The following is a 22,511-nucleotide window of genomic DNA, read 5'->3' as shown; positions in this document are numbered from 1 at the left end:
GACATCTAGAGGTCTAGTACTGACATGGTCGCCATGAGACTGCGTGCGCGCGTAGTGCGATACGCTCCGGCCGCCGGCTGTTCGAACTCGTTACTACGAGCCATCGCCAGGTTCGTCGAAGAAGGTTCGGAGCAGTTCGTGTTGGCCCTTCCGCAGGTGATTGTGCAGCGTCGGCGAGGAGACCCCCATCGCGTCGGCTACCTCCTCGGCCGTACTCTCTCGAGGCCAGTCGTAGTAGCCGCCGAAGTACGCTGCCCGCAGCGCGGCCTCCTGGCGGTCCGTGAGTCGATCCTCGAGCCCCTCGCGGAACTCGCGGGCCGTCTGGACGGCCCGCTCTGCCTCGCGCTTGCCGACCAGTTCGGAGTCGGGGAACGCAGCGCGGAGCCCGTCGACGATCGTGCGGAGGTCGGCGTCGGCCGCGCAGTCGCCGGTGATCGTCGCCGTTCCGGCCTCGAAGACCGCTTCGCGGACGGTGACGCCGTACTCGGTCAGCGTGACGATCGGACAGGAGCCGTCGATGACGAACTCGACGCGCCAGCTCTCCTCGCCGGTCTCGACCAGCCGGCAGTCGTCGATCCCGGGATCGTCGGCGGCGAGGTCGAAGACGTCGGCCGGCGACGCCCCCTCGAGCCGGACGTAGTAGAGCTGGGTCGCCTCCCCGATCGGGACCAGCGAGTCGAGTTCGAACCGACAGTCCAGCCGGCGCGAGGCGTCGACGAAGAACGACCGGTCGTCCCGACAGGTGACCTCGAGTTCCGTCACCCGATCGGATAACAGAAGGTTCCGTCGGCGGATGGCGGCGATGGCGTAGCCGACCTGACGGCCGATCGTCCCGAGCCACGTGCGTTCGTCGTCAGCGAACGCGCCCGGCCGCTCGGTTGCGACCGAGAGCGTTCCGTAGACGGTATCACCGTACGTCAGCGGGGTCCTCGCGATGGCCCCCTCGAACGCGTCGCCGTCGAGCGTCGCCGAGATGTCGTCTGCGACGGCAACCGCCCGCTCACGCGTCTCGGTATCGGCGTCCAACACCGGTCGCTCGAGATCAGCGGTTGGCTCGGTTTCGCGCCAGTCCTCGGGGACGAGCCGATCGATCTCCTCCGGGTCGATGCCGTTCGCCGCGCGCCGCTCCCGACGACGATCCCCGATCGTCGCCCGGTCGATCCAGGCCACGTCGTAGGCCCGCCCGTCGGCGAGCGTGGCACACGTCGCCGCCTCGACCTCCTCGTGGTCGGTCGAGTCGAGTAGCGCGTGGGTGACGGCCCGGTGGCGGCGAGCGACCGTATACAGCCCCTCGAGTTCGTCCCGGCGCTCGCGGGCGGCCTCGAGTTCCTCGTGGGCGGCCGTCACGTCGCGGACGAAGACGGCGAAGCCGCTGTGGCGGCCCTGATCGTCCCGCAGCGGCGAGACGACCTCCGTCGCGCGAAACCGGGTGCCGTCCTCGTGGACGCGCCAGCCCTCGGTCTCGGTCCCGGACTCCTCGAGAGCCGCCGAGAGCGTCCGTTCGGGCTCCCCGTCCTCGATGGCGTCGTCGGTGTAGAACGTCGAAACGTGCGTGCCGACGATCTGCCCGGCCCGGTAGCCGAACATCGCGGCCGCGCTGCGGTTCCAGCGCTCGACGTAGCCGTCGGCATCGAGGCGGACGAGCGCGTACCGGTCGCTGGCGGCCAGCAACAACCGAACGACGCTGTCGTCGCTGACCGCGGGCCCGGACCCCGACTCGCCGGCGCGGGGTCCCGATGGGCGCTCGACGGCGTCGAAGGCGTCGACGATCTCGGTCTCGGTCGGCTCCGGCAGATAGGACTCGAGCGCCTCGAAGCTGCGCCAGCCGCCCGCGGCCTTGACGACGCGGGGGTTGACGTCGTGATCGACCAGCGCCGTGTGGACGAAATGCCGCCGGAGATCGCTCGTCGACGCGTCGACGAGGGTCGGATCGTCGAACAGTTCGGCGGCCCGGTCGGCGACGTCCGAAACGAGCATCTGGAGCCGGCGGGCCGTGACCGAGAAAATCTCATCCTCGGGCGAGAGGTCGTTGCTGCGGGCGTACCGCCGGAGTTCGCGCTCGACGCGGGTCGGCAGGTACGCGGTCCGGCCGCGCCCCTCGTCGCCGCCCGGCACCCGGACCAGGTACCGCGGCGGATCGATCCGCACCTGTTCGACGTCGTCGATCGTCAGCCGCGTCAGTTCGGCCGGCCGGAGCCCGACGTCCCCGCAGAGGCGGACGACCAGCGCCTCGCGGTAGGTCTCGGCGGCGTCGAGGAGCGACTCGTACTCCCGGCGCGTCAGCACCGTCCCCCCCGTCCCCTCGAGGCTCATGGTTCGCTCGTTCTGGCGACGCGAACATAACTGTATCGCCGAGCGCGATGATTTCCGTGCGGTCCCCGCTGAGGACGGCGGGTACACGAACGGAAAACGTTTCGCGAAAATTGATACTGCGAAATTACTGGATTCGTTCGCCGTCCTCGTCGATTTCGGCCTGAATCTCGCCGACGATCTCCGGGTTCCGGAGCGCGCTCGTGTCACCCAGTTCCTCGCCGTTGGCGACGTCCTCGAGGAGGCGGCGCATGATCTTGCCCGAGCGCGTCTTCGGGAGCTCCGGCGTGAAGACGACCTCGGACGGTCGTGCGATCGCTCCGATCGCGCACTCGATGCTCTCGAGGATCGCCCGCCGAATCGCCCCGTCCGGCTCCCGCCCGCTCTCGGTGCTGACGTACGCGTAGATCTCGGTGTCGCCGGTCCCGCTCGAGCGGCCGACGACGGCGGCTTCGGCGACGCCGTCGACGTCGGCGATCGCGCCCTCGATCTCCATCGTTCCGAGACGGTGGCCGGAGACGGAGATCACGTCGTCGACCCGGCCGAGGACGGTGATGTAGCCGTCCTCGTCGACTCGAGCGGTGTCGCCGCTGAAGTAACGCCACTCGCCGGCCTCCGGGTCGGAGAAGCGCTGCCAGTACTCCGCGACGAAGCGCTCGTCGTTGTCGTACAGCGTCCGGGCCATGCCCGGCCACGGTTGTGTGATCGTGAGATAGCCGGATTCACCGGGATCGATCGCCTCGCCCCCCGCGTCGACGATTCGGGCGTCGATCCCCGGTAATGGTGGCCCCGCGGAGCCGGGCTTCATGTCGTCGACGCCCGGCAGCGTCGAGATCGTCACCGCGCCGGTCTCGGTCTGCCACCACGTATCGACGACCGGACAGTCGCCGCCGCCGACGTGCTCGCGGTACCAGTTCCAGGGGCGCGGGCTGATCGGCTCCCCGACGGTCCCGAGCAGCCGCAGGCTCGAGAGATCGTGGCGCTCGGGGTACTCGGCGCCCCACTTCATGAACGCGCGGATGGCCGTCGGCGCGGTGTAGAAGACGTCGACGGCGTTGCGGTCGACGATCTCCCAGAGCCGATCCCGGTCGGGGTAATCCGGCGTCCCCTCGTACATCACCGTCGTCGTTCCCAGCGCGAGCGGGCCGTAGACGATGTAGGAGTGGCCGGTGATCCAGCCGATGTCGGCCGCACACCAGTAGGTGTCCTCGGGCTTGACGTCGAGGACCGCGTGGCTCGTCCACGCGACGTGCGCGAGATACCCGCCGGTCGAGTGGACGACGCCTTTCGGCTCGCCGGTCGTCCCGGAGGTGTACATCAGGAACAGCATGTCCTCGGCGTCCCGGGAGACCGGCTCGACCGTTTCGCTCGCGAATTCCTCGCGAAGTTCGTGGTAGTCCCACTCGCCATCACCGAGGACGTGCGGGAGGTCGTCGCCGAGCCGGTCGACGACGACCGTCCGCACGTCCTGCTCGAGCCCGATGCGGGCGTTGTCGGCCTTGCTCTTCTGGTTGAAGGCGTCGCCGCGGCGGTAGTAGCCGTCGCAGGTGACGAGATACTCGCTGTCGGCGGCGTCCATCCGCGTCGCGAGCGCGTCCGCGGAGAGCCCGGCGAAAACGACGCTGTGTGGCGCGCCGATACGGGCACACGCCAACATCGCGATCGGCAGCTCCGGGATCATCGGCAGGTAGATCGTCACCACGTCGTCTTCCTCGACGCCGAGATCCCGCAGCGCGGCCGCGAACTCGTTGACCTCGACGTAGAGGTCGCGGTAGGTGTAGGTCCGGCGCTCGCCCTGTTTGCCCTCCCAGCGGATCGCGGCGTGGTTCTTCCGGCCCGCCTCGAGGTGGCGGTCCAGGCAGTTGTAGGAAGCGTTCAGTCGGCCGTCGGCGAACCACCGGTAGAAGGGGGCGTCAGCGTCCTCGAGGACGGTGTCGTAAGGTTCCTCCCACGAGAGGAGGTCGGCCGCACGCGTCCAGCAGTCCGGCCAGTTCGCGTCGAACGTCTCGTGGATATCCTGCTCCGCGACGTTCGCCTGCTCGACGAACGACGCCGGCGGGCTGTGGGTGGACCCGGTCGGCGCCGTCGCGTCCCGGTCCCACCCGTTCCGATCGTCCATTGTCGTCCGAATCGTGGTCGGTCAGCGGAATAAACGTTCCTCCAAATCGCCGTGCGGTAGACGGGTCGCGTCCGCCCGTCGGCGGCGGCCCTGTCGCCGATCAGAGATCGTCCTGCGTCGAGTCGATGTCGGCCATCTCCTCGGGATCGATCTCGTCGCCGGGTTCGCGAACGACGTAGACGTCGTAGCGCTGGTCGTTAGCTACCGGACCTCCGACGCTTGACTGCGGTGCGATAACCGAGCCCGCGTTCTCCGAGCCGATGAAGACCACCGACGCCTCGATCTCGGCGGCGACCCGCCGAATCTCTCGGACGACGTTCGTCGTCGACGTGGCAGTCGGTTCGTCGGAACTCACTCGCTCGGTTCGGAACGTCGCCTCCGGCGCGACCTCGTCAGCGCGGGTCTGCATCCCTGCGGCGATCGCCTCCGCATTGAACGGCTCGCCTTCCGTGATCCAGCCGCGCTCCCGCGCGTAATCGGCGTCGTCCGGGATGACCGTCAGCACGACGACTTCCTCGTCGAGCAGGTCGCCGAAGGTCGACGCTCGCTCGAGCGCGTTCGTCGCCAACACCGATCCGTCGAAGGGAACGAGCAGTGACATGGTGATAGCTCATACGACAGCGAAGGTAAGTGTTCTCCCTCCATCACCTGGTCGCAGGCCTCCCCGCCGCCGGTACCGGTCTCGCACACCGGTCCATCCCACGCTCGGTTCTCGTCAGTCGTCGGTCCCGACGACGAGCACCGTCCGATCCGCGACTCTGACGACCCTGTCGACGGTGCTGCCGAGCAGCGCCCCCTTGAACGACGAGCGGCCGCGAGCGCCGACGACGATCACGTCGATGTCGTTCTCGGCCGCGTACCCGAGGATTTCTTCGTGAGGCACGCCAGTTCGAACGGTCGTCTCGACGGTCACGTTCGCCTCGCCCGCCGTTTCCTCGAGGGCCGCGAGCCACTCCGACGCACGCTCGCGGAGGTGCTGTCGGGCCTCCTCGGGGTCGACGATGCCGGTGTCGTACTCGGTTCGATCGTCGACGACGGCGATTCCGTACAGCGGTGCGTCGAATCGGTCTGCGAGCGCCACCGCGTGATCGACGGCGGTCGCCGCGGCCTCGCTGCCGTCGGTCGCGATCAGAATGGAGTCGTACATGCGTGCCGATACGAACCCTCGCGAGAAAGACCTATGGCTCCCCGAGCGTCCCGAGACCGAAATGCAGCGTGGCGGGCCGTGGTTCCTGCGATCTGATCGTGTTTCGAACGTGAAACGGGCTGCGACCGGCACCGTTCGGATCCTACGTCGGGAACTCTCGGCCGGGCTCCTCGGACCGGGCGCGCTCGAGGATGGCTTCGACTCGACCGCATCGCCGGTACGACACCACCTTCGACTCGGCATCGTAGTCGACGACGTCCGCTTCGCTCAGCGTCGGCAGGTGGACGTGGTGGAGAGCGATCATGATCCGGTCGCACCGCGGCGGCTCGTCGGTCCGCTCGACGAGATGTGCCGTGAGCTCGTCGACGGTGGCGGTGTGGTCGTCGGCGTCCGCGACGAACCGCAGCACCTCGCGGCGATACCAGTGGGACAGCACGGCGAACGTCGCGCTCCACGAAAGGCGCGCGCCGCCGTCGCTCGAGTCGCCCGTCGCCGCTGGGTCATCGTCGTTTCGATCGCAATCGGTCGTCATGTACTCCGCGCGTCGATGCTCCGTTCGATTTCGCGAGCGGTGTCGGTGATCGTCCCCGTTCGTCCCGTGTCACCTGATCGTGCCGTCCGAGCCGCGCTCATCGCTGCCCTCCCAGTGACGGCTGGCCATCAGTCTGCGCGGAGCCAGCGACCGGTTTCCGCTCCGACCGTTCGACGGCCGTGAGCCACTCGTCGACAGTGTACGTCCGTTCGTCGTCCGTCCCGGGAGACGTCGTGTGTGGAACGACTCCGCGGAGGGGATCGGGTTCGGCGTCCGACTCGGCCGAGTCCGCGCGGAGCGCCAGCGCCACGACCGGTACCCGCAGTCGTTCGCGGGGCTCCTCCGGCCCGAGTCCGTGCGAGAACGGTGGACTCTCCTCTCGACGGAAGGCCGGCTCGAGCGTCGCGTCGTGCTCGGCGGCCCAGCGTTCGAACTCGGCCACGAGGTCGTGTCGCGTTCGCTCGCGCTCGTCGTCCGGTTCGGAGGCTGCGTGGCCCTCCGGGGGCCAGACACAGACCCGGACGTCGGCGAAGCGCCCGCGGTCGCGGAGTCGGTGGAGTCGCTCGACGATGTCGTCGACTGTCTCGGCGAGTGGACCAGGGACGGTAGATCGCACGTAGCAGTCGATCCGACGGGCTTTCCGCGGGACCTCGTCGACCGCAGGGAGACTCGCGGACTTATCGGCCTGCATACCGTCCCTCCGCTCGCCGCTGACGATCCGTCGCGGTGAGCACTGCGAGCACAGCGAGGCGGTTGCAGTCAGACGGCACCGACGGCCGCCGGTGGCCGATCGCCCTCGTCCCTGCCGTGTGTCGGCGTAGTGTAGGCGTATCTCTGTCGTCCAATACCGGGAAGTCGCTGGGCACTGCAGTCGGCTGTTCGCTCGTGTGCATCGTCCCCGAGTGCCAGAGACATCCACATAAATTGACGGGTAATAAACTAGTGAACAGTTTTCTAGAAAACCGTCGAAAGAACTGCGACCATTGAATTATACAACCAATTCATGAACTATCGGGACATTTTATTTTTGCCCGAGCGGACTTCGGAACGGGACGCTCGTCGTCCAGCGGATCCGTTCTCGAGGGTGGTCTCTCAGAGGCCGACCTACACAACAGTGGTCGCGCATCGGCCCCGCGAGTGACCCAGTACAGCGGTACCGGCGGCTAACTGGCGTGAAGTTCGCGGCCGGAAGCGGCGAAAGATGTCCACGAACGGCGGCCGGTCGCGGGTCCGAACCGACCGCAACGAAACGTCTCCCCTAGCGGGACACGAAATCACAAGCGTTCGGCGTCGTGTGACGGAACCGCTCGATCGGACTCGCTTCGCCGGCCGATTCGTCAATCTCCATCTCGGTTCGTCACCGCGACCCCCCGCGCCGCGGTCGCTTTTACCGACGCGACGATCGCCCGCCCGGGCTCGAGCCCGAGTGCATCGACGCTGCGGCGGGTGACCAGCGCCACGAGTTCGACAGGGTCGTCGCCGTTCGATCCGCCCTCGAGGTCGATTCCGACGCGAGCGACGGCATCGCCCGCCTCGAGCCATGCGACGGTTCCCGAAAAGCGGTTGCGGACGCTCGTCCCCTCGATCGGCGGCGCGTCGCTGGGTGCGTGGAGGCTGACCGCATCTGAGCGGATCGTCACGGCCGCGGTCCCGGCGTCCGCGGGGACGACCGCGAGGACCGTCCCGGCCGCCGTCTCGACGGTCGCGAGTTCGCCGTCGCGGTCGACCACCGGCCCCGACAGCACCGTCTCGTCGACGCGGGCGACGCCCTCGTAGGCCGCGACCAGTCGGTCGAACCGTGCCAGCAGGTCTCGAGCCGTCGCGGTCAGCGAACTCCCGCCGCCGTCTGCCCCGCCGCGGGTGCGCTCGACCAGCGGGTCGATCGCCTCCTCGAGTTCGACGACCCGCTGCTGGAGGCGGGGATAGGAGCGCTCGAGGGCGTCGGCCGCACCCGACAGCGAGCCGCAGTCGTCGATCGCGCGCAACATCTCGACGTCGCTCCGATCGACGGCCACGTCGTCGATCCGCAGGTATGGGTCGAACTCCTTTTCCATAGACATCAGTTGGTCATGCGGCGGTCCCGGTCGGGCTGCTTACGTGTGGTTTGCGATCGAGCGAGAAGTTCGTTTCCATCGGCTGAGCGGTTCCCCGGTCATCCGATCGGCCTCTCTTCGAGCAACTTTCCGTTGTTACAACGGTGTTCTATTGGGAATATGGTCATCTCCGTACGAATTTCGAGGGAAACGGTTATACTCGTCCCGGCGGAACAGCGATGTATCCATGGTGGAACAACGGAGCCGACGCGCGTTTCTGGCGGGGAGCGGAAGCACCGCGGCGATCGCGGTAGCCGGGTGTATCGGCGGTGGAAGCGGCAGCGGAGGCAGCGACTCGATGATGATTTTCCACGCCGGGTCGCTGGCACCGCCGTTCGGTGAGGCGGAACCCCAGTTCGAGGAGGAATACGGTGTCGACGTCACGCGCGAAGCCAAGGGCTCGGTCGACTCCAAGAACAAGATCACCCAGCAGAACCGGAAGGCAGACGTCCTCGGCGTCTCCGACTTCCGGCTCATTCGCGACGACGTCGTTCCCGACTACGGGGACTGGTACGCCGTCTTCACCACGAACTCGATGTCGATCCAGTATCGGGAGGATTCCCCGGGGGCGGGCGACATCTCGAAGGACAACTGGTGGGAGGTTCTCAGCCGGGACGGGATCACGATCGGCCACTCCGACCCGGCGGTCGACCCGGGCGGCTATCGCGCGGTGATGACTCAGCAACTCGGCAAAGAGGAGTTCGAGGGCGAGCGCCTGTACGACGAAGCCACTTACCAGAAACTCCGCGAGAACTCGGTCGTCCCAACCGGAACGGAGACGAACCTCGAGGGGCAACTCGAGTCGGGCGAACTGGACTACGTGTTCTACTACCAGTCGATCTCCAGCACGGCGGGGAAACCGTTCATCGACCTGCAGCCGGAGGTCGACCTCTCGAAGGCGACCAGTACGTACGCGGACCACTACGCCAAGGCGGAGGTGGAGACCGACTCGGGGACGTATACCGGTGCACCCATCGCCTACGGTATCGCCGTACCGAGCGTCGCACAGTCACCGGAACTCGGCGCGCAGTGGGTCGAATACTTCGGGACCGAACCGGGGCGGGAGATCCTGAAAAACCAGGGGCTCACTCCGGTCGATCCCATCGTCGTGCCGAAGAGTTCGGAGGACGCGGTTCCGGACCGCGTGATGGAGGTCGCCAGCGCGAAGTCCAACCTCGGCCCGCTCGAACTCAGCGGCTCCTGAGTCTCGCTCCGTGAACCGATACGCGGCCGACGAACGATAATCAGAGATCATGGCAACAGAAACCGAGACGCGATTCGGAGACGGAACCGTGGGCCGGACGCCGCTCGTGGCGGCGTTCATAGCCGTGCAGCTACTGGCGTTTGCCGGGGCGTTTCTGCTCGAGAAGCCGACCTGGTATGCTTTCTTCATGGTGGGCAGCACGGCCGTCACCGCCTACGCGCTCGACGGGTCGCCGTTCACCGTCGCGACCGCGACTGTTGGCAGCCTTCTCATGGTCGCACTGGGGCTCCCGCTGTTCCTGTTCGTCGCGCGACAGTCGCCGTCGCTCGTTGTCGAGAAGGCGCTCGACCCGGACGTGCAACGCGTGCTCTATCTCGGCGTCTACGGCCCGCTGCTGGCGGCGGTGCTCAGCCTCCTGCTCGGGGTCCCACTTGCCCACTTGCTCGCAAAGGGGTTCGCCGGCCAGCAGTTCGTCGAGAGCCTCGTCGACCTCCCGCTGGTCGTCCCGCACTCGGTCGCGGGCATCATCATCCTGTTCGGCTTCGGCCAGAACGGCGCGTTTCCGCAACTGTCGGTGCTCGGAACGATGGTCGGCATGGTCCTCGCGATGACGTTCGTCGCCGCACCCTACGCCGTGAACACGACTCGGGAGGCGTTCGAGACGATCGACGTGCGCCTCGAGTACGCCTCTCGAATTCACGGCGCGAACCGCTGGCAGACGTTCCGCCGGGTGACCGGCCCGCTCGCAGTCCGGGGCATGATCACCGGCGGCGTCCTCGCGTGGGCGCGGGCCGTCTCGGAGTTCGGAGCCGTCGCCGTCGTCGCCTACAGCGTCTCGTTCTTCTACCCGCCCGCGGGCGGGCAGGTGACCGCACAGCACGCGCCCGTCTTCGTCTACAACTCGTACCTCCAAGGCGGGCTCGACGAGAGCGGCGCGGTCGCGTTCCTGCTACTCGGGGTGTCCGCGTTCGTCTTCCTCGTCGTCCGCTACCTGACCGACGGTGACACGGTCGCCGGTGGGGTGTCCCGATGAGCCTGCACGCGGACCTCAGGACGACGTTCACCGCGCAGGGAGCCGACGCGTTCACCGTCGACGCCGCGTTCGAGGTCGAGCGCGGTGAGAGCCTCGCCGTTCTCGGACCGAGCGGAAGCGGCAAGACGCTGCTGCTCGAGGCCGTCGCCGGCTTCCACGACCACGACGGGACCGTGACGCTCGACGGACGACGGCTCGACGACCGGCCGCCGGAGCAGCGCGGCTTCGGCTTCGTCTTTCAGGACTACGCCCTGTTCCCCCACCTCTCCGTCCGGGAGAACGTCGAGTACGGCGTCCGTTACCACGACGGGACGCGCGATCCCGACGAGTTACTGGCCGAACTCGGCGTCGCGGACCTCGCCGACCGCTACCCGCCGACGCTCTCTGGCGGCGAAAAACAGCGGGTGGCGCTCGCCCGCGCGCTCGCCGTTCGACCCGACGTGATGCTGCTCGACGAGCCGCTTGCGGCGCTCGACGTTCCGACTCGACAGACGCTTCGAGACGACCTGGCGGACGTCCTCGCGGACGTCACCAGCGTGTACGTGACGCACAACCGCACGACCGCGCGAGCGATCGCGGATCGGATCGCCGTGATGCGAGACGGCCACGTCGTCCAGATCGGAACGCCCGACGACGTCTTCCAACGGCCCGCATCGCCGATGGTCGCCGACTTCACGGGATCGAACGCCATTCAGCTGTCGGCTGCGCCCTCGCTCGAGGACGCGCTCAGCCGCGACGGGCCGTCGGACGGATACGTGGCGATCCGGCCGGAAGCGGTCGTGATCGGCGATTCGGCGGGTGACGTCTCGGGGACCGTCGATCGCGTCGTCCGCGAGGACGCGACCAACCGAGTGACGGTGGCGTTCGACGAGGCCGACGTCGACGTGTTCACCGACGACCCCCCGGCCCTCGGGGAGACGGTCCGACTGACGTTTCCGCGCGCCGAGTTGCATTACTGTTAATCCCCCGTGACCGCACGACCGGGTGGGCCCGGCGTAACGACCTTCGAGACGACTCCAAGGCGTTCGCTTTCGCCGAACCGACCCGTCGACCGAACGTTACTCGGATTCGGCGACCGCGACCACCACGTTCTGGACGTACCGCATGCTCGTCGCGATCGACATGATGCCGTCCATCAGGGACTGCTGACTGGCCTCGTTGGGATAGACGCGGTACTCTACTTGCACCGTCTCGGCCTCGCGCAACTGGCACGACGCCCCCTCCTCGTCGAGAAACGTGTAAAACCCGGGCGTCGCAGCCAGCATGGGCCCGACGTACTCGAGGAGCTCGCCGCGTCGCCGGTCGTCGCGAAGCAGATTCTTCGCTCGTTCGGTGTCGAATCCGCTACGGCCGACGATCCGAACCGGTCCGAACTCGTCTTCCTTGATGACGTGGACCGGGAGACGCGAGAGTTCGACCTGGAAGTTGAACTCGGTGTCCTCGTCGGTGTGCGGCGTCACGTCTCGGATCGCGGTATCGTCGAGCCAGTGGCGGACCTGCGCTTCGCTGATGTGTCTCGTCATACGCACGACGTCGGCGAGGAACCCGATAAGGCTTCAGCGGGCGATAGCCTGTCCGATTCGACGTCGCGCTCCGGATCGGCCGAAAGCTGCCCCGCTATCCGCGTTTGTTCGGCATCGTCGAGTGCCGCGCGGTTCCGCGCATGTCCGCTCGTCTCGAGGGCGGCGGCGCCATCGTGGAATGCCGACTCGGTCTGCCTGACGCCGTGCCGCGATCCTCGCCGCCCGACCTACGCTCCAGCAGTCCATCGTCGGTCTCGTCCTCATCCTCATCTTCGTCCGCCGCGTCCGCCTCCTCGCCGGCCGTCTCGCCGTCGGCAGCGGCGGCGCTTCGCTCCTCGAGTTGGGTTTTGAGTTCCGAGAGTTCGTCGCCGAACTCCGCGAACGAGTCGCTCATCGCCGCTCGGAGCCGGTCGCCGACGTCGCCGCTCGTCTCCGATCCGTCGCCGGTCTCGCCGTCGCTCGTCCCAGCCTCGCCGTCGTCGGTCGCTGGTTCGTCGTCCGCCTCGTCGGCGCTGGCTCCGCTTTCCGATGCGGCGTCGGCTCGCTCTCCGATCGCTGCCCGGAGACCGTCGACTGCGTCCTCGAGCCCGCCGTCGTCCGCATGATCGGCGAGGTTCGACAGGCGTAGCAGCCGTCGGAGGTCCGCGACGTTCTCCTCCTCCCCGCGGGCGATCGCTTCGGGTATCGAATCCGGCTCGGTTCCGTCCGCCAGCGTGTCCAGTCCGATCGCCGCGAGCAATTCGTCCGGTTCCGCTGACTCGAGGACGTCGCTCGCCTCGGCGGCCGTCTCGAGGAGGGTCGACTCGCCGTCCTCGGCGGCTTCGTCGTCACCGGCGACGATCGATTCGCTCGACTCGTCGGCCTGGTTCAGTACGTCGTGTACGCGATCTCGTAGTTGCGTGTCACTCATAGATGCCTCCCAGATTTCGACGTCGTGTCGTCCGTTGTCGGTCCCGCTGGCGGGCGACCGGTACGTCGCAGTCGTTACTCCGCTTCCGCCTCCTCGGTGTCCGACGCCGATCCCGAGTCGGCGTCGGCCTCCTCGTCGGTCACCGTCTCGATGATCGCCTCGGTCATCTCCTCCCGGCTGAGGTTCGCCTTCACGTCGACGTCCTTCGCGACCGACTGGAGGTCGCTGTAGGACATCACTCCGAGGAAGTCCTCGAGGGTCTCCCGCCTGAGATCCTCGAGGTCCTCCGCGGACGGTTCGTCATCGTCGGCTGCTTCGGCTTCCTCGGTCTCGTCGGCCGTCTCTTCGGTTTCCTCGGCCTCGTCGGCCTGTTCGTCGGCGTCGCCGGTGACCCCGTCGACCGTCTCTTTGGCCCTGCTGGCGGTCTCCTCGACCGAGTCGCCGGCTTTGCTGGCGGCTTCCTTGACCCGCTCTTTGGCGCTCGTCTCGTCGCTGTCGTCGCCTTCGACGTCCGGTGACGTCCCTTCGTCCGCCGGTTCCTCGTCTCGAGGTTCGGCTTCCTCGCTCTCCGATTCGTCCGCGTCGGTCTCGCCGCTTCCGGCGCCGCCGAGGAGTTCCTGGGCGCTCCCCTCCGACACGCTCTCGGCCACCGACTCGAGCGAGTCGCGGCCGCTTACATCCGCGAGCGAGTCGCGGAGGGCGTCGCGGATCGCCGTCGAGAGGTCGGCGCGGATCTCGCCGAGCGCTTTCCCTTCGTCGACGCCCGCGGCGATCGTCTCGTGGACCTCCCGGCCGATCGAGGCGCCGACTTCGCGGCCGAACCGTTCGCCGAACCGGCGACCGACCGCTGCTCCGACCTCACCGCCGTCGATGCTGTCTTCGATGCCTCCGTCACTGAGCATATCGGCCACGTCGAGCTGGTTGCTGACCTCCTCGGCGACCATTCCCTTCAGTCCCGAGTCGTCACTCACGACGATCACCTCGAGCCGCGCCGTAGCACGAAAGGAGTCTGTGCATCAGTGGGTCACTCCTCGGCTTCGGCAGTCTGTTCTTCGTCCGCCGATCCCTCGTCCTCGGCGTCGCCTTGCGATTCGGCTTCGGCGTCGGTGTCGTCTTCGGCCGCTTGGCCGTCGTCGTCCTCCTCGGCCTCGGATTCGCTCTCGCTGTCGTCGGTCTCGGATTCGCTCTCGGCCTCTTCGGCGGCTTCGTCGTCCGACTCGTCTTCCTCGCTCTCTCCCTCGTCAGCCTCCTCGTCTGCGGCCGATTCGTCGCCCGTTTCGCCGGAACTGAGCAGCTCGTCGACGACTATGTTCCCGATGGTTCGGCCGAGCGATTCGCCGATTGCCCGACCGAGGATTGCGCCGATCTGTCCGCCCAGCGCTTCGCCGAGGGGCTTGTCCCGATCGATCTCGTCCTCCCAGTCGGTCCCCTCGACTAACTCGTCGACGTCGACGTTTTCCGTGATCTGCTCCGTATCGATCCGTTGAGTCAGCGAGTCGTCGCTCATGACGTCGCCTCCGCCTGTGAGGGCTCCGTCTCACCGCGAGTCTCGTCGGTGCGTTCGGGCTCGAGTTGCTCGAGCAACTGTTCCAGTATCGCGCTGACGATCGCCGAGACGATTTCCTCGGTCGGGAGGCTGGGTGCGAGCGCAGCGACCTTCTCCCGCAGCCAGCCCGCCGCCGCCGACACGCCGTTCTTCAGGCGGGCCACCGCCGACGAGAGCGGACCGGGGGATTCCTCTTCGCCCTCGGCCGCGTCTTCGTCTTCGGCGGCCTCGTCCGCCTCGTCACCACCGCCGAAAAGCCCCGTGAGCTTCTCGACGGGCTCGTTCAGCAGATTTTGGACGAACTCGATCGGCTTGCTCAGCAGCGACTTCGCCTCGTCGACCATGGCGCCGGGACCGTCGAGCAGTCCCGTCACCGCCGACAGCAGGTTTCCGAGCAAGCTGTTCTCGCCCGGTCGCGCCGAGACGTCGAGCGTAACCGGATCGAGATTGACCTCGAGGCCGAGCAGGTCGAGGAACAGTCCGTCGAGGTCGAGGTGGAGGACGCCCGACGCGTCGTCGCCCTCGTACACCTCATCGGCGCCTTGGACGTGGTACTCGTCTTCTTCCGCCGCTTCGTCTTCGGCCTCTTCCTCTGCTGCCTCGTCGGCTTCGACCTCTTCCTCTGCTGCCTCGTCGGCTTCGACCTCTTCCTCTGCTGCCTCGTCGGCTTCGACCTCTTCCTCTGCTGCCTCGTCGGCTTCGACCTCTTCCTCTGCTGCCTCCTCGTCTTCCCTTTCCGATTCTTCCGCTTCGGCTTCCCCCTCTGCTTCGTCTTCGACCTCCTCTTCTGACTCTGCCTCCGCTTCGGGTTCCGTCTCGGCTTCGTCGGTTTCGGACTCTGCCTCCCCGTCGTCGGTCTGCGCATCGGAGTCCGCTTCCGTGTCCGACTCGGTCTCGTCTTCCGGCTCTTCGTCTTCCGCTTCCTTCATCTCCGCCTGACCACCGTCGGTCATCAGCCTGGGCGGCGGTCCCGCCGCTTGTTCGGTCTCGTCGGGACAGCTCGAAGCGCACTCCAGGACCGAACGCGCCTCGTCGCCGCCGGATGTAGAATCCTGGGTCATAGTACGGTCGTACAGACGCGAGGGCGCGTTGTGGGGGTTGGCCTTGCGTGTGCGACCGGACGACACAATCAGCCGGACGGATCGGTGCGAAGGAACGGACTGCGTTACTCGAGCGATCCGACGCGGAGCGCGTATTCGCCGCGAGTCTGCCCCTCGTCGTGGTACTGCACCGGTTCCTCGATCGCGGCGACGGTGCCGTCTGCGACGGCGGCCGCGGTGGCGATGCCGTCGAACCGCACGCAGTCCGTCACACCCGACTCGAGATCGAACCGGCGGACGGCGTGCGTGTCTGGATCGCGCACCCGGAAGTTCTGGGCGCAGGGAGCGACGAGTCGATCGCCGTCGGCGGCCAGCCCGTGGACGAAGCCGCGGACCTCGTCGTCCCACAGCGGGTTGCCGTCGGCGTCGAACGTAGCGACTCGGTGTTCGTTCGGATGGCGGCTCTCGGTCTCGCGGCTCTCGACCGCGTAGGTGTTGCCGGTCACGAACGCCACCCGGCCATCGTTCGCGTACACGTGGTTCGGATATGCGTACAGCGTCTCGTCGCCGATATCGGTCTCGACGGCGAGGTCGACGCTCCAGCGCTCGGCCCCGCCCGGCCCGAGCAGGTAGCCGCGCTTGTCGCCGTGGCTCGAGACCGCGATCGCCTCCCCATCGAAGGCAACGTCGCCGACGCGACGGTCGCCCTCGGTGCCGGGATCCCAGGTCCACGCGAGGTCGCCTGCGTCGGCTTCGAGAACGACGAGCCCGGTGTCGTGGTCACCCATACAGCGGTTGTAGCCGACCGCGAGGCGCTCGCCGTCGGCCTCGAGATCGAGCGCGATCGGGGACGCGTCGGTCTCGTAGCTCCAGCGCACCGTTCCGTCGGCGTCGAACGCGTAGACCGCGCTATGCCACCGGCGGGTCTCGCCGTCGCGCTCGTAGCGGCGCGCGGCCGCATAGAGTACGTCGTTGCCGTCGGCGTCGGTGCCGACCTCGAGCGCGACGACGTACGGGAGGTAGAAGACGGTGTCCTCGACCGCCTCGCCGAGCTCGTCGACGGTGTCGTAGCGCCAGCGCCGGTCGCCCGTCGCGGTGTCGTAGGCCGCGATCGTTCCCGTCTCACCGCGGCCGGCGACGACGACCGTCTCGCCCTCACCCTCGCCCCCGCTGCCGTTCGTTTCGCTCGTTCCCTCGAGCGACGCGATCCCGACCGCGTGGTCCGGGTGGTCGGCCGTCCAGCGCGCCTCGAGCGAGTCGGCGTCGCAGGCGGTGACGGTGCCGTCCCACTCGCCGGTGACGACGAGATCGCCGGACTCGGCGACACCGACTGCGGATCGAGTCCACATATGTCGGCTTCGGGCGGGCTCGATCTCGCCGAGGGTGACCGACCGGAACTCGGTCTCGTAACCGGCTTCGGTTGTCGGTTCGCTCATCGTCACTCCTCGACCGGGAAGGTCTCGTGGAGCGTGTCGTGGGCATCCCCGAGCCCGTCGACGATACTCTCTCCCTGTACGGTCAGCCGCGCTACTGCTCGCTCGGCGTCGCGAACGGCCAGCAACCGCCCTCGCGTGTAATCGTACTCGGGGTCGTCGCTGTCCATCGCGGCGACCGCCTCCTCTAAGTCGACCAGCGCCGCGTCGAGGTGACGCTGGATCTCCGCGAGGCTGTCGGCCTCCGCGAGGCCCCGAACGGGACCCTCGAGATGGCCCTCGAGTTCCTTCTCCGCGTGCTCGCGGGCGCTGTCGTCCCCGACGCCGAGGACGTTCATCAGTCCGAGTCGCAGTGCTTCGATTTCGTAACAGCTCATGGATTATGCGTTGAATCGGGTTCGTATCTGCAGTCAGTTGGCGTGCTATTCTACGTGGATATCGCGATAATTCGCACGGCTACAGCGTCTGATCGACGAGGTCGCTGACGATTCGGTCCCGGTCGAGGTGGTCGCCCACGATCCGCTCGGCGTCCTCGCTCGCGACGTCGCCGTACCAGACCCCGTCTGGGTAGACCGCGACCATCGGCCCGTCGCCACAGCGTCCCAGACAGGACGACCGCGTGATGCGGGCGTCGCAGTGCTCCGAGTCGCGGGCCTCCTGTCGCAGTCGCTCGAGGACCGCCGGCGACCCCTGCTCGGCGCAGGTCTGATTCATACAGACCGCGACGTGCTTTTCCGGCGCGTCGTGGCTGTGGGGTTCCTCGTCGACGTCCTCGCGATCGGCGTGGGCCTCCTGATGGGCGAGCGCCCGGAGCATGGCGCGAGCGCCGCCGACGTCCTCCTCGTAGCCCTCGAGGTCGACCTTGTACTTGCACGTGTCACAGGACATGGCGACGCTGTCGGTCCGGGCCTCCTGCCAGCGGTCGGCGAAGACGTCGAGCAACCGCGAATCCGTGCCGAGCGGATCGCCGGCGAGTGCGTCGACGTAGGGGTAGTCCGCGTCGAACTCGGCGGTCCGATCGCGCACCCGCTGGGTGAGGACGCCGTCGCCGAGCATGTACGGCAGGACGACGACCGCGTCGGGCCGGTGTTTCGAGAGCCCGTGAAGGGTGTCCTCGAGCGTCGGTTCGGTGACGCCGATGAACGTCGCCTCGACGCGGTCGAAATCGCGGCCCTCGAACAGCAGCCGAGCGAGTTTGTGCACGTCGCCGTTGGCGTCCGGATCGCTCGAGCCGCGACCACAGACGACGACGGCGACGTCGTCCTCCGTGCGATCGACGCCCAGTTCCGCCTCGACGGCGGCGGCACGGTCGTCCAGCAGGTCCAAGATTGCGGGGTGGACGCCGAGATGTGCACCGTTGTCGATCTCGAGGTCGCGTTCCGCCCGTGCCTGCTCGATCGCCAGCGGCACGTCGTTTTTCACGTGGCTCGCGGCGAACAGCGAGCAGTGGACGACGGTCACTCGCGACGCGATCGGCTCGAGCCCCGCGAAGGCCTCGTCGATCGCCGGCTCCGCGAGTTCGAGGAACGCGGCGTCGACGGGGATCCCGAGTCGGGACTCGAGGCCGGCTGACAGTTCGCGCACCTGTTCGTTCGACTTCTCGCGTCTGGAGCCGTGGCCGACAAGCAGGACGGCCTCGTCGTCGAAGCCTGCCGCGGACGCGGGCGTGGTCTCGTCGGGTGTGCTCATCGGTACTCGTTATCTCGATCGGTCTGTCGGCTACTCGTCGTACGCATCGGCCTGCTCGAGGCTCTGCTCCAACTTGCGCCGACGACTCGGCGCGAACAGTCCGGTTCCCTCGCAGTCCTCGTAGAGCCACGTGCCGAAATCGGGCGCGGCGGCGTCGTCGACGCCGAACCAGTAACCGCCCGACGAAGTCTCCAAGAGGTCGTCGACGGGCGCTTCGACCGGACACGCCGCGATCAGCTCCCGCGCGAACTCGAGCAGCTCCCGATCGTCGTGGACGAACGAGATGCCGACGGTGCCGCTCGAGGACTTGAAGCAGATCGTGCCACAGCCCTCGAGCAGGCCCCGGAGCAGTTCACGGTCGTGGCTCGCGAAGGCCCCGAAGCGGTAGTTGCCGCGACCGTCGACGGGGAGGCCGAGCGCGCCGCTGCGGCCCAGCAGACCCGCGTTCTCGTCGCCGCCGATCGACAGCGTGTACTCGTCCTCCGTGCGCGTGATCGAGGTGTCGTGGGCGTAGTCGCGGGTGGTCGTTTCGTGCTCGAGATCGCCGCCCGCGACGGCTGCGAGCACTTGCGCGGACTCCTCGTCGTTGGTGACGACCTCGATGCGCTCGTCGGACACGGTGCCGCTGCCGGCGACGTGGCCCCAGAAATACGCCGTCGCGGGGTGGCCCGCGAGGGGGTCCGACGGCACTTCGATTGCGGCTTTCGCTTCCGTTCCGCTCATTCGCCCACCTCCCGGACGACGATCGCGTCCGTCGGGCAGGCCGCCGCAGCCTGCTGGGCCTCGTCGATGCGGTCGTCGTCGAACGTCGCGACGACGCGCTCGGCGTTGTCGGTGACCTCGCCCTCGCAGTCGTAGACGGGATCCGCACCGGGATCGATCGTCGCGAGGCCGTCCTCGCCCTCGACGAACCGCGGATCGCGGGTCAGACAGGCGAAGATGCCGTCGCAAGCGTCCTTCTCGATGGTGACTTCGTATCGTGGCATAGTGGTGTAGTTCGCTGGTGGGATCGTCGCTCAGTAGTCGTACTTCGTCTCGTAGCCCCGCGGGGTCACCATCCGGTCGTCCCAGACGTAGGTGTCCTCGGTGCCGACGACGATCGTCGTCGTCATGTCGATGATCTCGCTCTCGCCTAACTCCTCGAGTTCGGCGAGTTCGGTGATCATCACCTGCTCGTCCTCGCGGCCGGCCCCGTGGACGATGCCGACCGGCGTGTCGGGATCGCGGTGAGTCAGGAGGATCTCACAGCATTTCTCGAAGTTCTCGCGGCGCTTGCGGCTCCACGGGTTGTAGATGGTGATCGTGAAGTTCTCGCTGGCCACCGAGTGGAGTCGGGACTCGATCTCCGGCATCGGGACGAGGTGGTCCGACAGCGACACCGAGACGGTGTCGTTCACCAGCGGCGCGCCCAGTCGGGCCGCACAGGACTGCGCCGCCGGCACGCCGGGAACGACCTCGAAGTCGACCATCGACGCCGTCGCGCCCTTGGACTCCAAGATCTCGAGGGCAAGTCCGGACAGCGCGTAGACGTTGGGGTCGCCGCTACCGACGATCGCGACGTCGTTGCCCGCGAGCGCGCGGTCGATCGACTCCTCGGTGCGGGAGACCTCGCCGCACATCGGCGTGTCGTAGATGTCCTCCGCCTCGTCGGTGATCTCGTCGGGAATCAGGTCGATGTAGGTCGTGTAGCCGACGATGTGGTCGGCCTCGAGCAGCGCCGCCTTCGCGCGCTCGGTCATCCCCTCGGGGTGACCGGGGCCGAGGCCGACGGCGATCAGCTGACCGGGCTCTGCGTCGAAGTCGTCGACCGTCGCGCCGACCTCCTGTTCGTTGCCGCTCGAGTCGTCCGAACTCGAGGCGCCGCAGTTCGAAGACGAGGAGCTCGAACTCGAGGATGCGCCGCATTTGGAAGTCGAGTCGTCGGTACTGCTCGAGGCGCCGCACGCACTCGAGGTATCGGCGCTGGCCTCGCTGCTCCCGCTCGAGGAGCCACCGCAGTTGGAAGTCGATTCGTCGTCAGCGTCCGCGTTGGTGTCAGTACTCATGGCTATGTGTCGGTGGGTTCAGAAATCGTCGACGTCACGCCCGCCGCGCGGGGTGACGAGATACGTTCGGTCGTCGTTGCGCCAGGTCTCGGTCTCGTGGTTGCCGATGATCAGCGAGGTGCCCATCCCCGACACCTTGTCGTCGTGGTCGGCGGCCTCGCCCAGCGTCGTAATGTGCTGGCTCTCGCCGTTTCGGCCGGCGTCTTCCCGGCCGGCGTCGTTGACGATGGCCACGTAGGCGTCGTCGGTGCGCTCCTCGCTGACGATCTCGACGGCTTTCTCGTAGTTGCGCCAGCAGTTGTAGAGGACGATCACGAAGTCCGAGATCGCCGCTGCGCGAAGCTTCTCCTCGATCTCGTCCCAGCCGCGCCACTTGTCCGACAGCGAGACCGTACAGAAGTCGTTACACAGCGGCGCGCCGACGTTCGCCGATCCGCCCAGCGCCGCGGTGATGCCGGGGACGATTTCGATCGGCACGTCCGTCGCGTCGTCCTCCTCGGCCATCTTGAAGATGAGATCGGACTTGCCGTAGACCGACGGGTCACCGCCGGAAACGTGAGCCACGTCCTTCCCCTCGCGAACGTAGTCGAACGCCGCGCGGGCGAGTTCGATCTGTCGACCCATCGTCGAGCGGACGATCTCCTGTTCGAACCCATCTTCGCGGACGGCGATACCGTCCTCGTCAGTCTGCTCCTCCGGGGGAATGGTCCCGTCGTCGCGAAGGAACTCCTGATAGAGGCTTGAGGCGATGACGACCTCCGAGGACTCGATGACTTCCTTCGCTCGCTTGGTCATGTGATCCGGCAGTCCGGGGCCGATACCGACGACGTAGAGGGTGCCGTGGTCGTCGGGGGTGCCGCCGGCCGTCGCATCGGCGGATCCGCTTTCGGTCCCGCTCATTTGCCGATCGCCACCGTGACCTCGTTCTCGTAGCTGATCTTCTCGAGCACCAGTTCCTGCTCGCGGCCGCCCGCGATCGCGGAAGCCTCCGAGACGCCCGGCCAGCCGATCAACTCCTTCGACTTCGAGGGCGTCGGTCCCTCGTGTGCGAGCAGCGTCTCCTTGTCGAAGACGACGACGCCGAGGTCGAGTTCCTGAGCGGCCTCGAGCAGCCCTTCTTCGTCCTCTTTGCGGGTCGCAGTCCCGACGAACTCCACGTCCTCGAAGCCGTAGTCGGTCTGCTCGAGGGCGTCCTCCCATGCGGCGAGGAACGCCTCTTTGTCGGCTCCGGAAACGCTGCCGGTGCCCAGTACGACGCCGTCGTCTGTGTTACGTTTGAGGACCGTCACGTCGTCGCCGACGAGGACGGCCTTCGGCCCCTCGAGGCGCTCGACTGGCCCGAGGTTGTCGTCGAGAACGGCGAGGTTGGTCTTCACCGTCGAGTCGCCGTTGACGACGTGGGTGTCCATCGCCTTCGCGCGGGACTCGACGCCCTGTTTGCCCGCGGCCTCGCTCGCGGTTGTCATCGCCGGAACGGCACCCATCGTTGCCAAGTCCTGTGCGACCTGGTTCGCGCCGTGGTGGCCGCCTGTAATCGGGATGGCCCAGGTCAGTTCCTCGTCGACCACACAGATCGCGGGGTCCTCCCACTTGTCGTCGAGCAGGTGGGCCGTCTTCCGCATCGCGATCCCCGACGCCATGAGGCCGATGAAGCAGTCGTACTCGCCCCAGTGCTCCTCGAAGACGTCGCCGTGGTACTCGATGATGTCGATCGCCTCGTAGCGATCGCCGATCTCGGCTTTGATCTCCTCGGCGGTGTCCATCTTCCGGCCGAAGGAGATGATCGCGATCTCCTCGGCGACCTCGCCGTCCGAATCGGCCGTCGAACAGTGGCCGCCGCCGGATCCCGAATCGTCGTTCGCATTGTCAGCGTTGTCCGTACTCATG

23 protein-coding genes are annotated in these 22,511 nt (G+C 67.4%); 3 read left to right on the top strand and 20 right to left on the bottom strand.

The window, feature by feature from the left end; genetic code table 11:
- Positions 1-93: 93 nt before the first annotated feature.
- From NDO75_RS03835 to NDO75_RS03805, 7 genes are all read right to left on the bottom strand, one after another.
- Positions 94-2,313 carry a bacterio-opsin activator domain-containing protein gene (locus NDO75_RS03835; protein WP_310904772.1) on the bottom strand — a complete coding sequence of 740 codons (2,220 nt, stop codon included), beginning with the start codon at positions 2,311-2,313 and terminating at the stop codon, positions 94-96.
- A gap of 124 nt (positions 2,314-2,437) precedes the next feature.
- On the bottom strand, positions 2,438-4,429 hold the full coding sequence (gene acs, locus NDO75_RS03830) for an acetate--CoA ligase (RefSeq protein ID WP_310904771.1): 1,992 nt from the start codon (positions 4,427-4,429) through the stop codon (positions 2,438-2,440).
- Positions 4,430-4,529: 100 nt separating this feature from the next.
- Positions 4,530-5,030: a universal stress protein gene (locus tag NDO75_RS03825; RefSeq protein WP_310904770.1), complete on the bottom strand. Its 501-nt coding sequence runs from the start codon at positions 5,028-5,030 to the stop codon at positions 4,530-4,532.
- A 114-nt stretch (positions 5,031-5,144) separates the two neighbouring features.
- A complete protein-coding gene (locus tag NDO75_RS03820) occupies positions 5,145-5,576 on the bottom strand; it encodes a universal stress protein (protein ID WP_310904769.1) in 432 nt (143 codons plus the stop codon).
- 142 nt (positions 5,577-5,718) lie between these two features.
- Complete coding sequence (locus tag NDO75_RS03815) at positions 5,719-6,108, bottom strand: hypothetical protein (protein WP_310904768.1); 390 nt, start codon at positions 6,106-6,108, stop codon at positions 5,719-5,721.
- A 97-nt stretch (positions 6,109-6,205) separates the two neighbouring features.
- Positions 6,206-6,799, bottom strand: coding sequence for an HTH domain-containing protein (locus NDO75_RS03810; RefSeq protein ID WP_310904767.1), 594 nt, complete (start codon positions 6,797-6,799; stop codon positions 6,206-6,208).
- A gap of 646 nt (positions 6,800-7,445) precedes the next feature.
- Positions 7,446-8,162 (bottom strand): TOBE domain-containing protein, encoded by a 717-nt coding sequence (locus tag NDO75_RS03805; RefSeq protein ID WP_310904766.1) that lies wholly within the window; start codon positions 8,160-8,162, stop codon positions 7,446-7,448.
- A 226-nt stretch (positions 8,163-8,388) separates the two neighbouring features.
- Here NDO75_RS03805 and NDO75_RS03800 point away from each other — a divergent pair, with 226 nt between their 5' ends.
- From NDO75_RS03800 to NDO75_RS03790, 3 genes are read left to right on the top strand one after another with little or no spacing between them, the layout of a single operon-like run.
- The gene (locus NDO75_RS03800) at positions 8,389-9,405 is read left to right on the top strand and encodes an extracellular solute-binding protein (protein ID WP_310904765.1); all 1,017 of its coding nucleotides are present in this window, start codon (positions 8,389-8,391) and stop codon (positions 9,403-9,405) included.
- Positions 9,406-9,454: 49 nt separating this feature from the next.
- Positions 9,455-10,438, top strand: a complete 984-nt coding sequence (locus tag NDO75_RS03795) for an ABC transporter permease (RefSeq protein WP_310904764.1) — start codon at positions 9,455-9,457, stop codon at positions 10,436-10,438.
- A complete protein-coding gene (locus NDO75_RS03790) occupies positions 10,435-11,400 on the top strand; it encodes an ABC transporter ATP-binding protein (protein ID WP_310904763.1) in 966 nt (321 codons plus the stop codon). Before NDO75_RS03795 ends, NDO75_RS03790 begins: the two co-directional genes overlap by 4 nt.
- 96 nt (positions 11,401-11,496) lie before the next feature.
- On the opposite strand, the gene NDO75_RS03785 is transcribed toward NDO75_RS03790, so the two are convergent.
- The 13 genes from NDO75_RS03785 to cbiG all read right to left on the bottom strand — a co-directional run bounded on the left by NDO75_RS03785 (position 11,497) and on the right by cbiG (position 22,510).
- On the bottom strand, positions 11,497-11,961 hold the full coding sequence (locus tag NDO75_RS03785) for a hypothetical protein (protein WP_310904762.1): 465 nt from the start codon (positions 11,959-11,961) through the stop codon (positions 11,497-11,499).
- A gap of 94 nt (positions 11,962-12,055) precedes the next feature.
- A complete protein-coding gene (locus NDO75_RS03780; RefSeq protein WP_310904761.1) occupies positions 12,056-12,871 on the bottom strand; it encodes a hypothetical protein in 816 nt (271 codons plus the stop codon).
- A gap of 74 nt (positions 12,872-12,945) precedes the next feature.
- Positions 12,946-13,851, bottom strand: coding sequence for a hypothetical protein (locus NDO75_RS03775; protein ID WP_310904760.1), 906 nt, complete (start codon positions 13,849-13,851; stop codon positions 12,946-12,948).
- Between the two features lie 44 nt (positions 13,852-13,895).
- On the bottom strand, positions 13,896-14,378 hold the full coding sequence (locus tag NDO75_RS03770) for a hypothetical protein (RefSeq protein ID WP_310904759.1): 483 nt from the start codon (positions 14,376-14,378) through the stop codon (positions 13,896-13,898).
- The gene (locus NDO75_RS03765; protein ID WP_310904758.1) at positions 14,375-15,478 is read right to left on the bottom strand and encodes a hypothetical protein; all 1,104 of its coding nucleotides are present in this window, start codon (positions 15,476-15,478) and stop codon (positions 14,375-14,377) included. The genes NDO75_RS03770 and NDO75_RS03765 overlap by 4 nt, the downstream gene beginning before the upstream one ends.
- A gap of 104 nt (positions 15,479-15,582) precedes the next feature.
- Positions 15,583-16,893: a PQQ-binding-like beta-propeller repeat protein gene (locus NDO75_RS03760; protein ID WP_310904757.1), complete on the bottom strand. Its 1,311-nt coding sequence runs from the start codon at positions 16,891-16,893 to the stop codon at positions 15,583-15,585.
- A gap of 2 nt (positions 16,894-16,895) precedes the next feature.
- A complete protein-coding gene (locus tag NDO75_RS03755; protein WP_310904756.1) occupies positions 16,896-17,267 on the bottom strand; it encodes a DUF3209 family protein in 372 nt (123 codons plus the stop codon).
- Positions 17,268-17,346: 79 nt separating this feature from the next.
- Positions 17,347-18,579 (bottom strand): CbiX/SirB N-terminal domain-containing protein, encoded by a 1,233-nt coding sequence (locus NDO75_RS03750; RefSeq protein WP_310904755.1) that lies wholly within the window; start codon positions 18,577-18,579, stop codon positions 17,347-17,349.
- A 30-nt stretch (positions 18,580-18,609) separates the two neighbouring features.
- Entirely contained in the window at positions 18,610-19,302 is a 693-nt protein-coding gene (locus tag NDO75_RS03745) for a cobalamin biosynthesis protein (protein ID WP_310904754.1), read from the bottom strand.
- Entirely contained in the window at positions 19,299-19,565 is a 267-nt protein-coding gene (locus tag NDO75_RS03740) for a ferredoxin (RefSeq protein WP_310904753.1), read from the bottom strand. The genes NDO75_RS03745 and NDO75_RS03740 overlap by 4 nt, the downstream gene beginning before the upstream one ends.
- Positions 19,566-19,595: 30 nt before the next feature.
- Positions 19,596-20,624: a precorrin-3B C(17)-methyltransferase gene (gene cobJ / locus NDO75_RS03735; protein WP_310904752.1), complete on the bottom strand. Its 1,029-nt coding sequence runs from the start codon at positions 20,622-20,624 to the stop codon at positions 19,596-19,598.
- Positions 20,625-20,642: 18 nt separating this feature from the next.
- Complete coding sequence (locus NDO75_RS03730; protein ID WP_310904751.1) at positions 20,643-21,524, bottom strand: SAM-dependent methyltransferase; 882 nt, start codon at positions 21,522-21,524, stop codon at positions 20,643-20,645.
- Positions 21,521-22,510, bottom strand: a complete 990-nt coding sequence (gene cbiG / locus NDO75_RS03725) for a cobalt-precorrin 5A hydrolase (protein ID WP_310904750.1) — start codon at positions 22,508-22,510, stop codon at positions 21,521-21,523. The genes NDO75_RS03730 and cbiG overlap by 4 nt, the downstream gene beginning before the upstream one ends.
- Position 22,511 lies beyond the last annotated feature (1 nt).

The sequence above is a fragment of the Natrinema sp. 1APR25-10V2 genome (genome assembly GCF_031626495.1).
Taxonomy (GTDB): Archaea; Halobacteriota; Halobacteria; order Halobacteriales; family Natrialbaceae; genus Natrinema.
The sequence above is the reverse complement of the archived record's forward strand: the minus strand, read 5'-3'. Positions and strand labels throughout refer to the sequence as shown.

Bases quoted from the DNA above. Each gene is read 5' to 3' on its own strand.
- NDO75_RS03835 (WP_310904772.1), bottom strand. From the start codon at position 2,313: ATGAGCCTCGAGGGGACGGGGGGGACGGTGCTGACGCGCCGGGAGTAC.
- acs (WP_310904771.1), bottom strand. From the start codon at position 4,429: ATGGACGATCGGAACGGGTGGGACCGGGACGCGACGGCGCCGACCGGG.
- NDO75_RS03825 (WP_310904770.1), bottom strand. From the start codon at position 5,030: ATGTCACTGCTCGTTCCCTTCGACGGATCGGTGTTGGCGACGAACGCG.
- NDO75_RS03820 (WP_310904769.1), bottom strand. From the start codon at position 5,576: ATGTACGACTCCATTCTGATCGCGACCGACGGCAGCGAGGCCGCGGCG.
- NDO75_RS03815 (WP_310904768.1), bottom strand. From the start codon at position 6,108: ATGACGACCGATTGCGATCGAAACGACGATGACCCAGCGGCGACGGGC.
- NDO75_RS03810 (WP_310904767.1), bottom strand. From the start codon at position 6,799: ATGCAGGCCGATAAGTCCGCGAGTCTCCCTGCGGTCGACGAGGTCCCG.
- NDO75_RS03805 (WP_310904766.1), bottom strand. From the start codon at position 8,162: ATGGAAAAGGAGTTCGACCCATACCTGCGGATCGACGACGTGGCCGTC.
- NDO75_RS03800 (WP_310904765.1), top strand. From the start codon at position 8,389: ATGGTGGAACAACGGAGCCGACGCGCGTTTCTGGCGGGGAGCGGAAGC.
- NDO75_RS03795 (WP_310904764.1), top strand. From the start codon at position 9,455: ATGGCAACAGAAACCGAGACGCGATTCGGAGACGGAACCGTGGGCCGG.
- NDO75_RS03790 (WP_310904763.1), top strand. From the start codon at position 10,435: ATGAGCCTGCACGCGGACCTCAGGACGACGTTCACCGCGCAGGGAGCC.
- NDO75_RS03785 (WP_310904762.1), bottom strand. From the start codon at position 11,961: ATGACGAGACACATCAGCGAAGCGCAGGTCCGCCACTGGCTCGACGAT.
- NDO75_RS03780 (WP_310904761.1), bottom strand. From the start codon at position 12,871: ATGAGTGACACGCAACTACGAGATCGCGTACACGACGTACTGAACCAG.
- NDO75_RS03770 (WP_310904759.1), bottom strand. From the start codon at position 14,378: ATGAGCGACGACTCGCTGACTCAACGGATCGATACGGAGCAGATCACG.
- NDO75_RS03765 (WP_310904758.1), bottom strand. From the start codon at position 15,478: ATGACCCAGGATTCTACATCCGGCGGCGACGAGGCGCGTTCGGTCCTG.
- NDO75_RS03760 (WP_310904757.1), bottom strand. From the start codon at position 16,893: ATGAGCGAACCGACAACCGAAGCCGGTTACGAGACCGAGTTCCGGTCG.
- NDO75_RS03755 (WP_310904756.1), bottom strand. From the start codon at position 17,267: ATGAGCTGTTACGAAATCGAAGCACTGCGACTCGGACTGATGAACGTC.
- NDO75_RS03750 (WP_310904755.1), bottom strand. From the start codon at position 18,579: ATGAGCACACCCGACGAGACCACGCCCGCGTCCGCGGCAGGCTTCGAC.
- NDO75_RS03745 (WP_310904754.1), bottom strand. From the start codon at position 19,302: ATGAGCGGAACGGAAGCGAAAGCCGCAATCGAAGTGCCGTCGGACCCC.
- NDO75_RS03740 (WP_310904753.1), bottom strand. From the start codon at position 19,565: ATGCCACGATACGAAGTCACCATCGAGAAGGACGCTTGCGACGGCATC.
- cobJ (WP_310904752.1), bottom strand. From the start codon at position 20,624: ATGAGTACTGACACCAACGCGGACGCTGACGACGAATCGACTTCCAAC.
- NDO75_RS03730 (WP_310904751.1), bottom strand. From the start codon at position 21,524: ATGAGCGGGACCGAAAGCGGATCCGCCGATGCGACGGCCGGCGGCACC.
- cbiG (WP_310904750.1), bottom strand. From the start codon at position 22,510: ATGAGTACGGACAACGCTGACAATGCGAACGACGATTCGGGATCCGGC.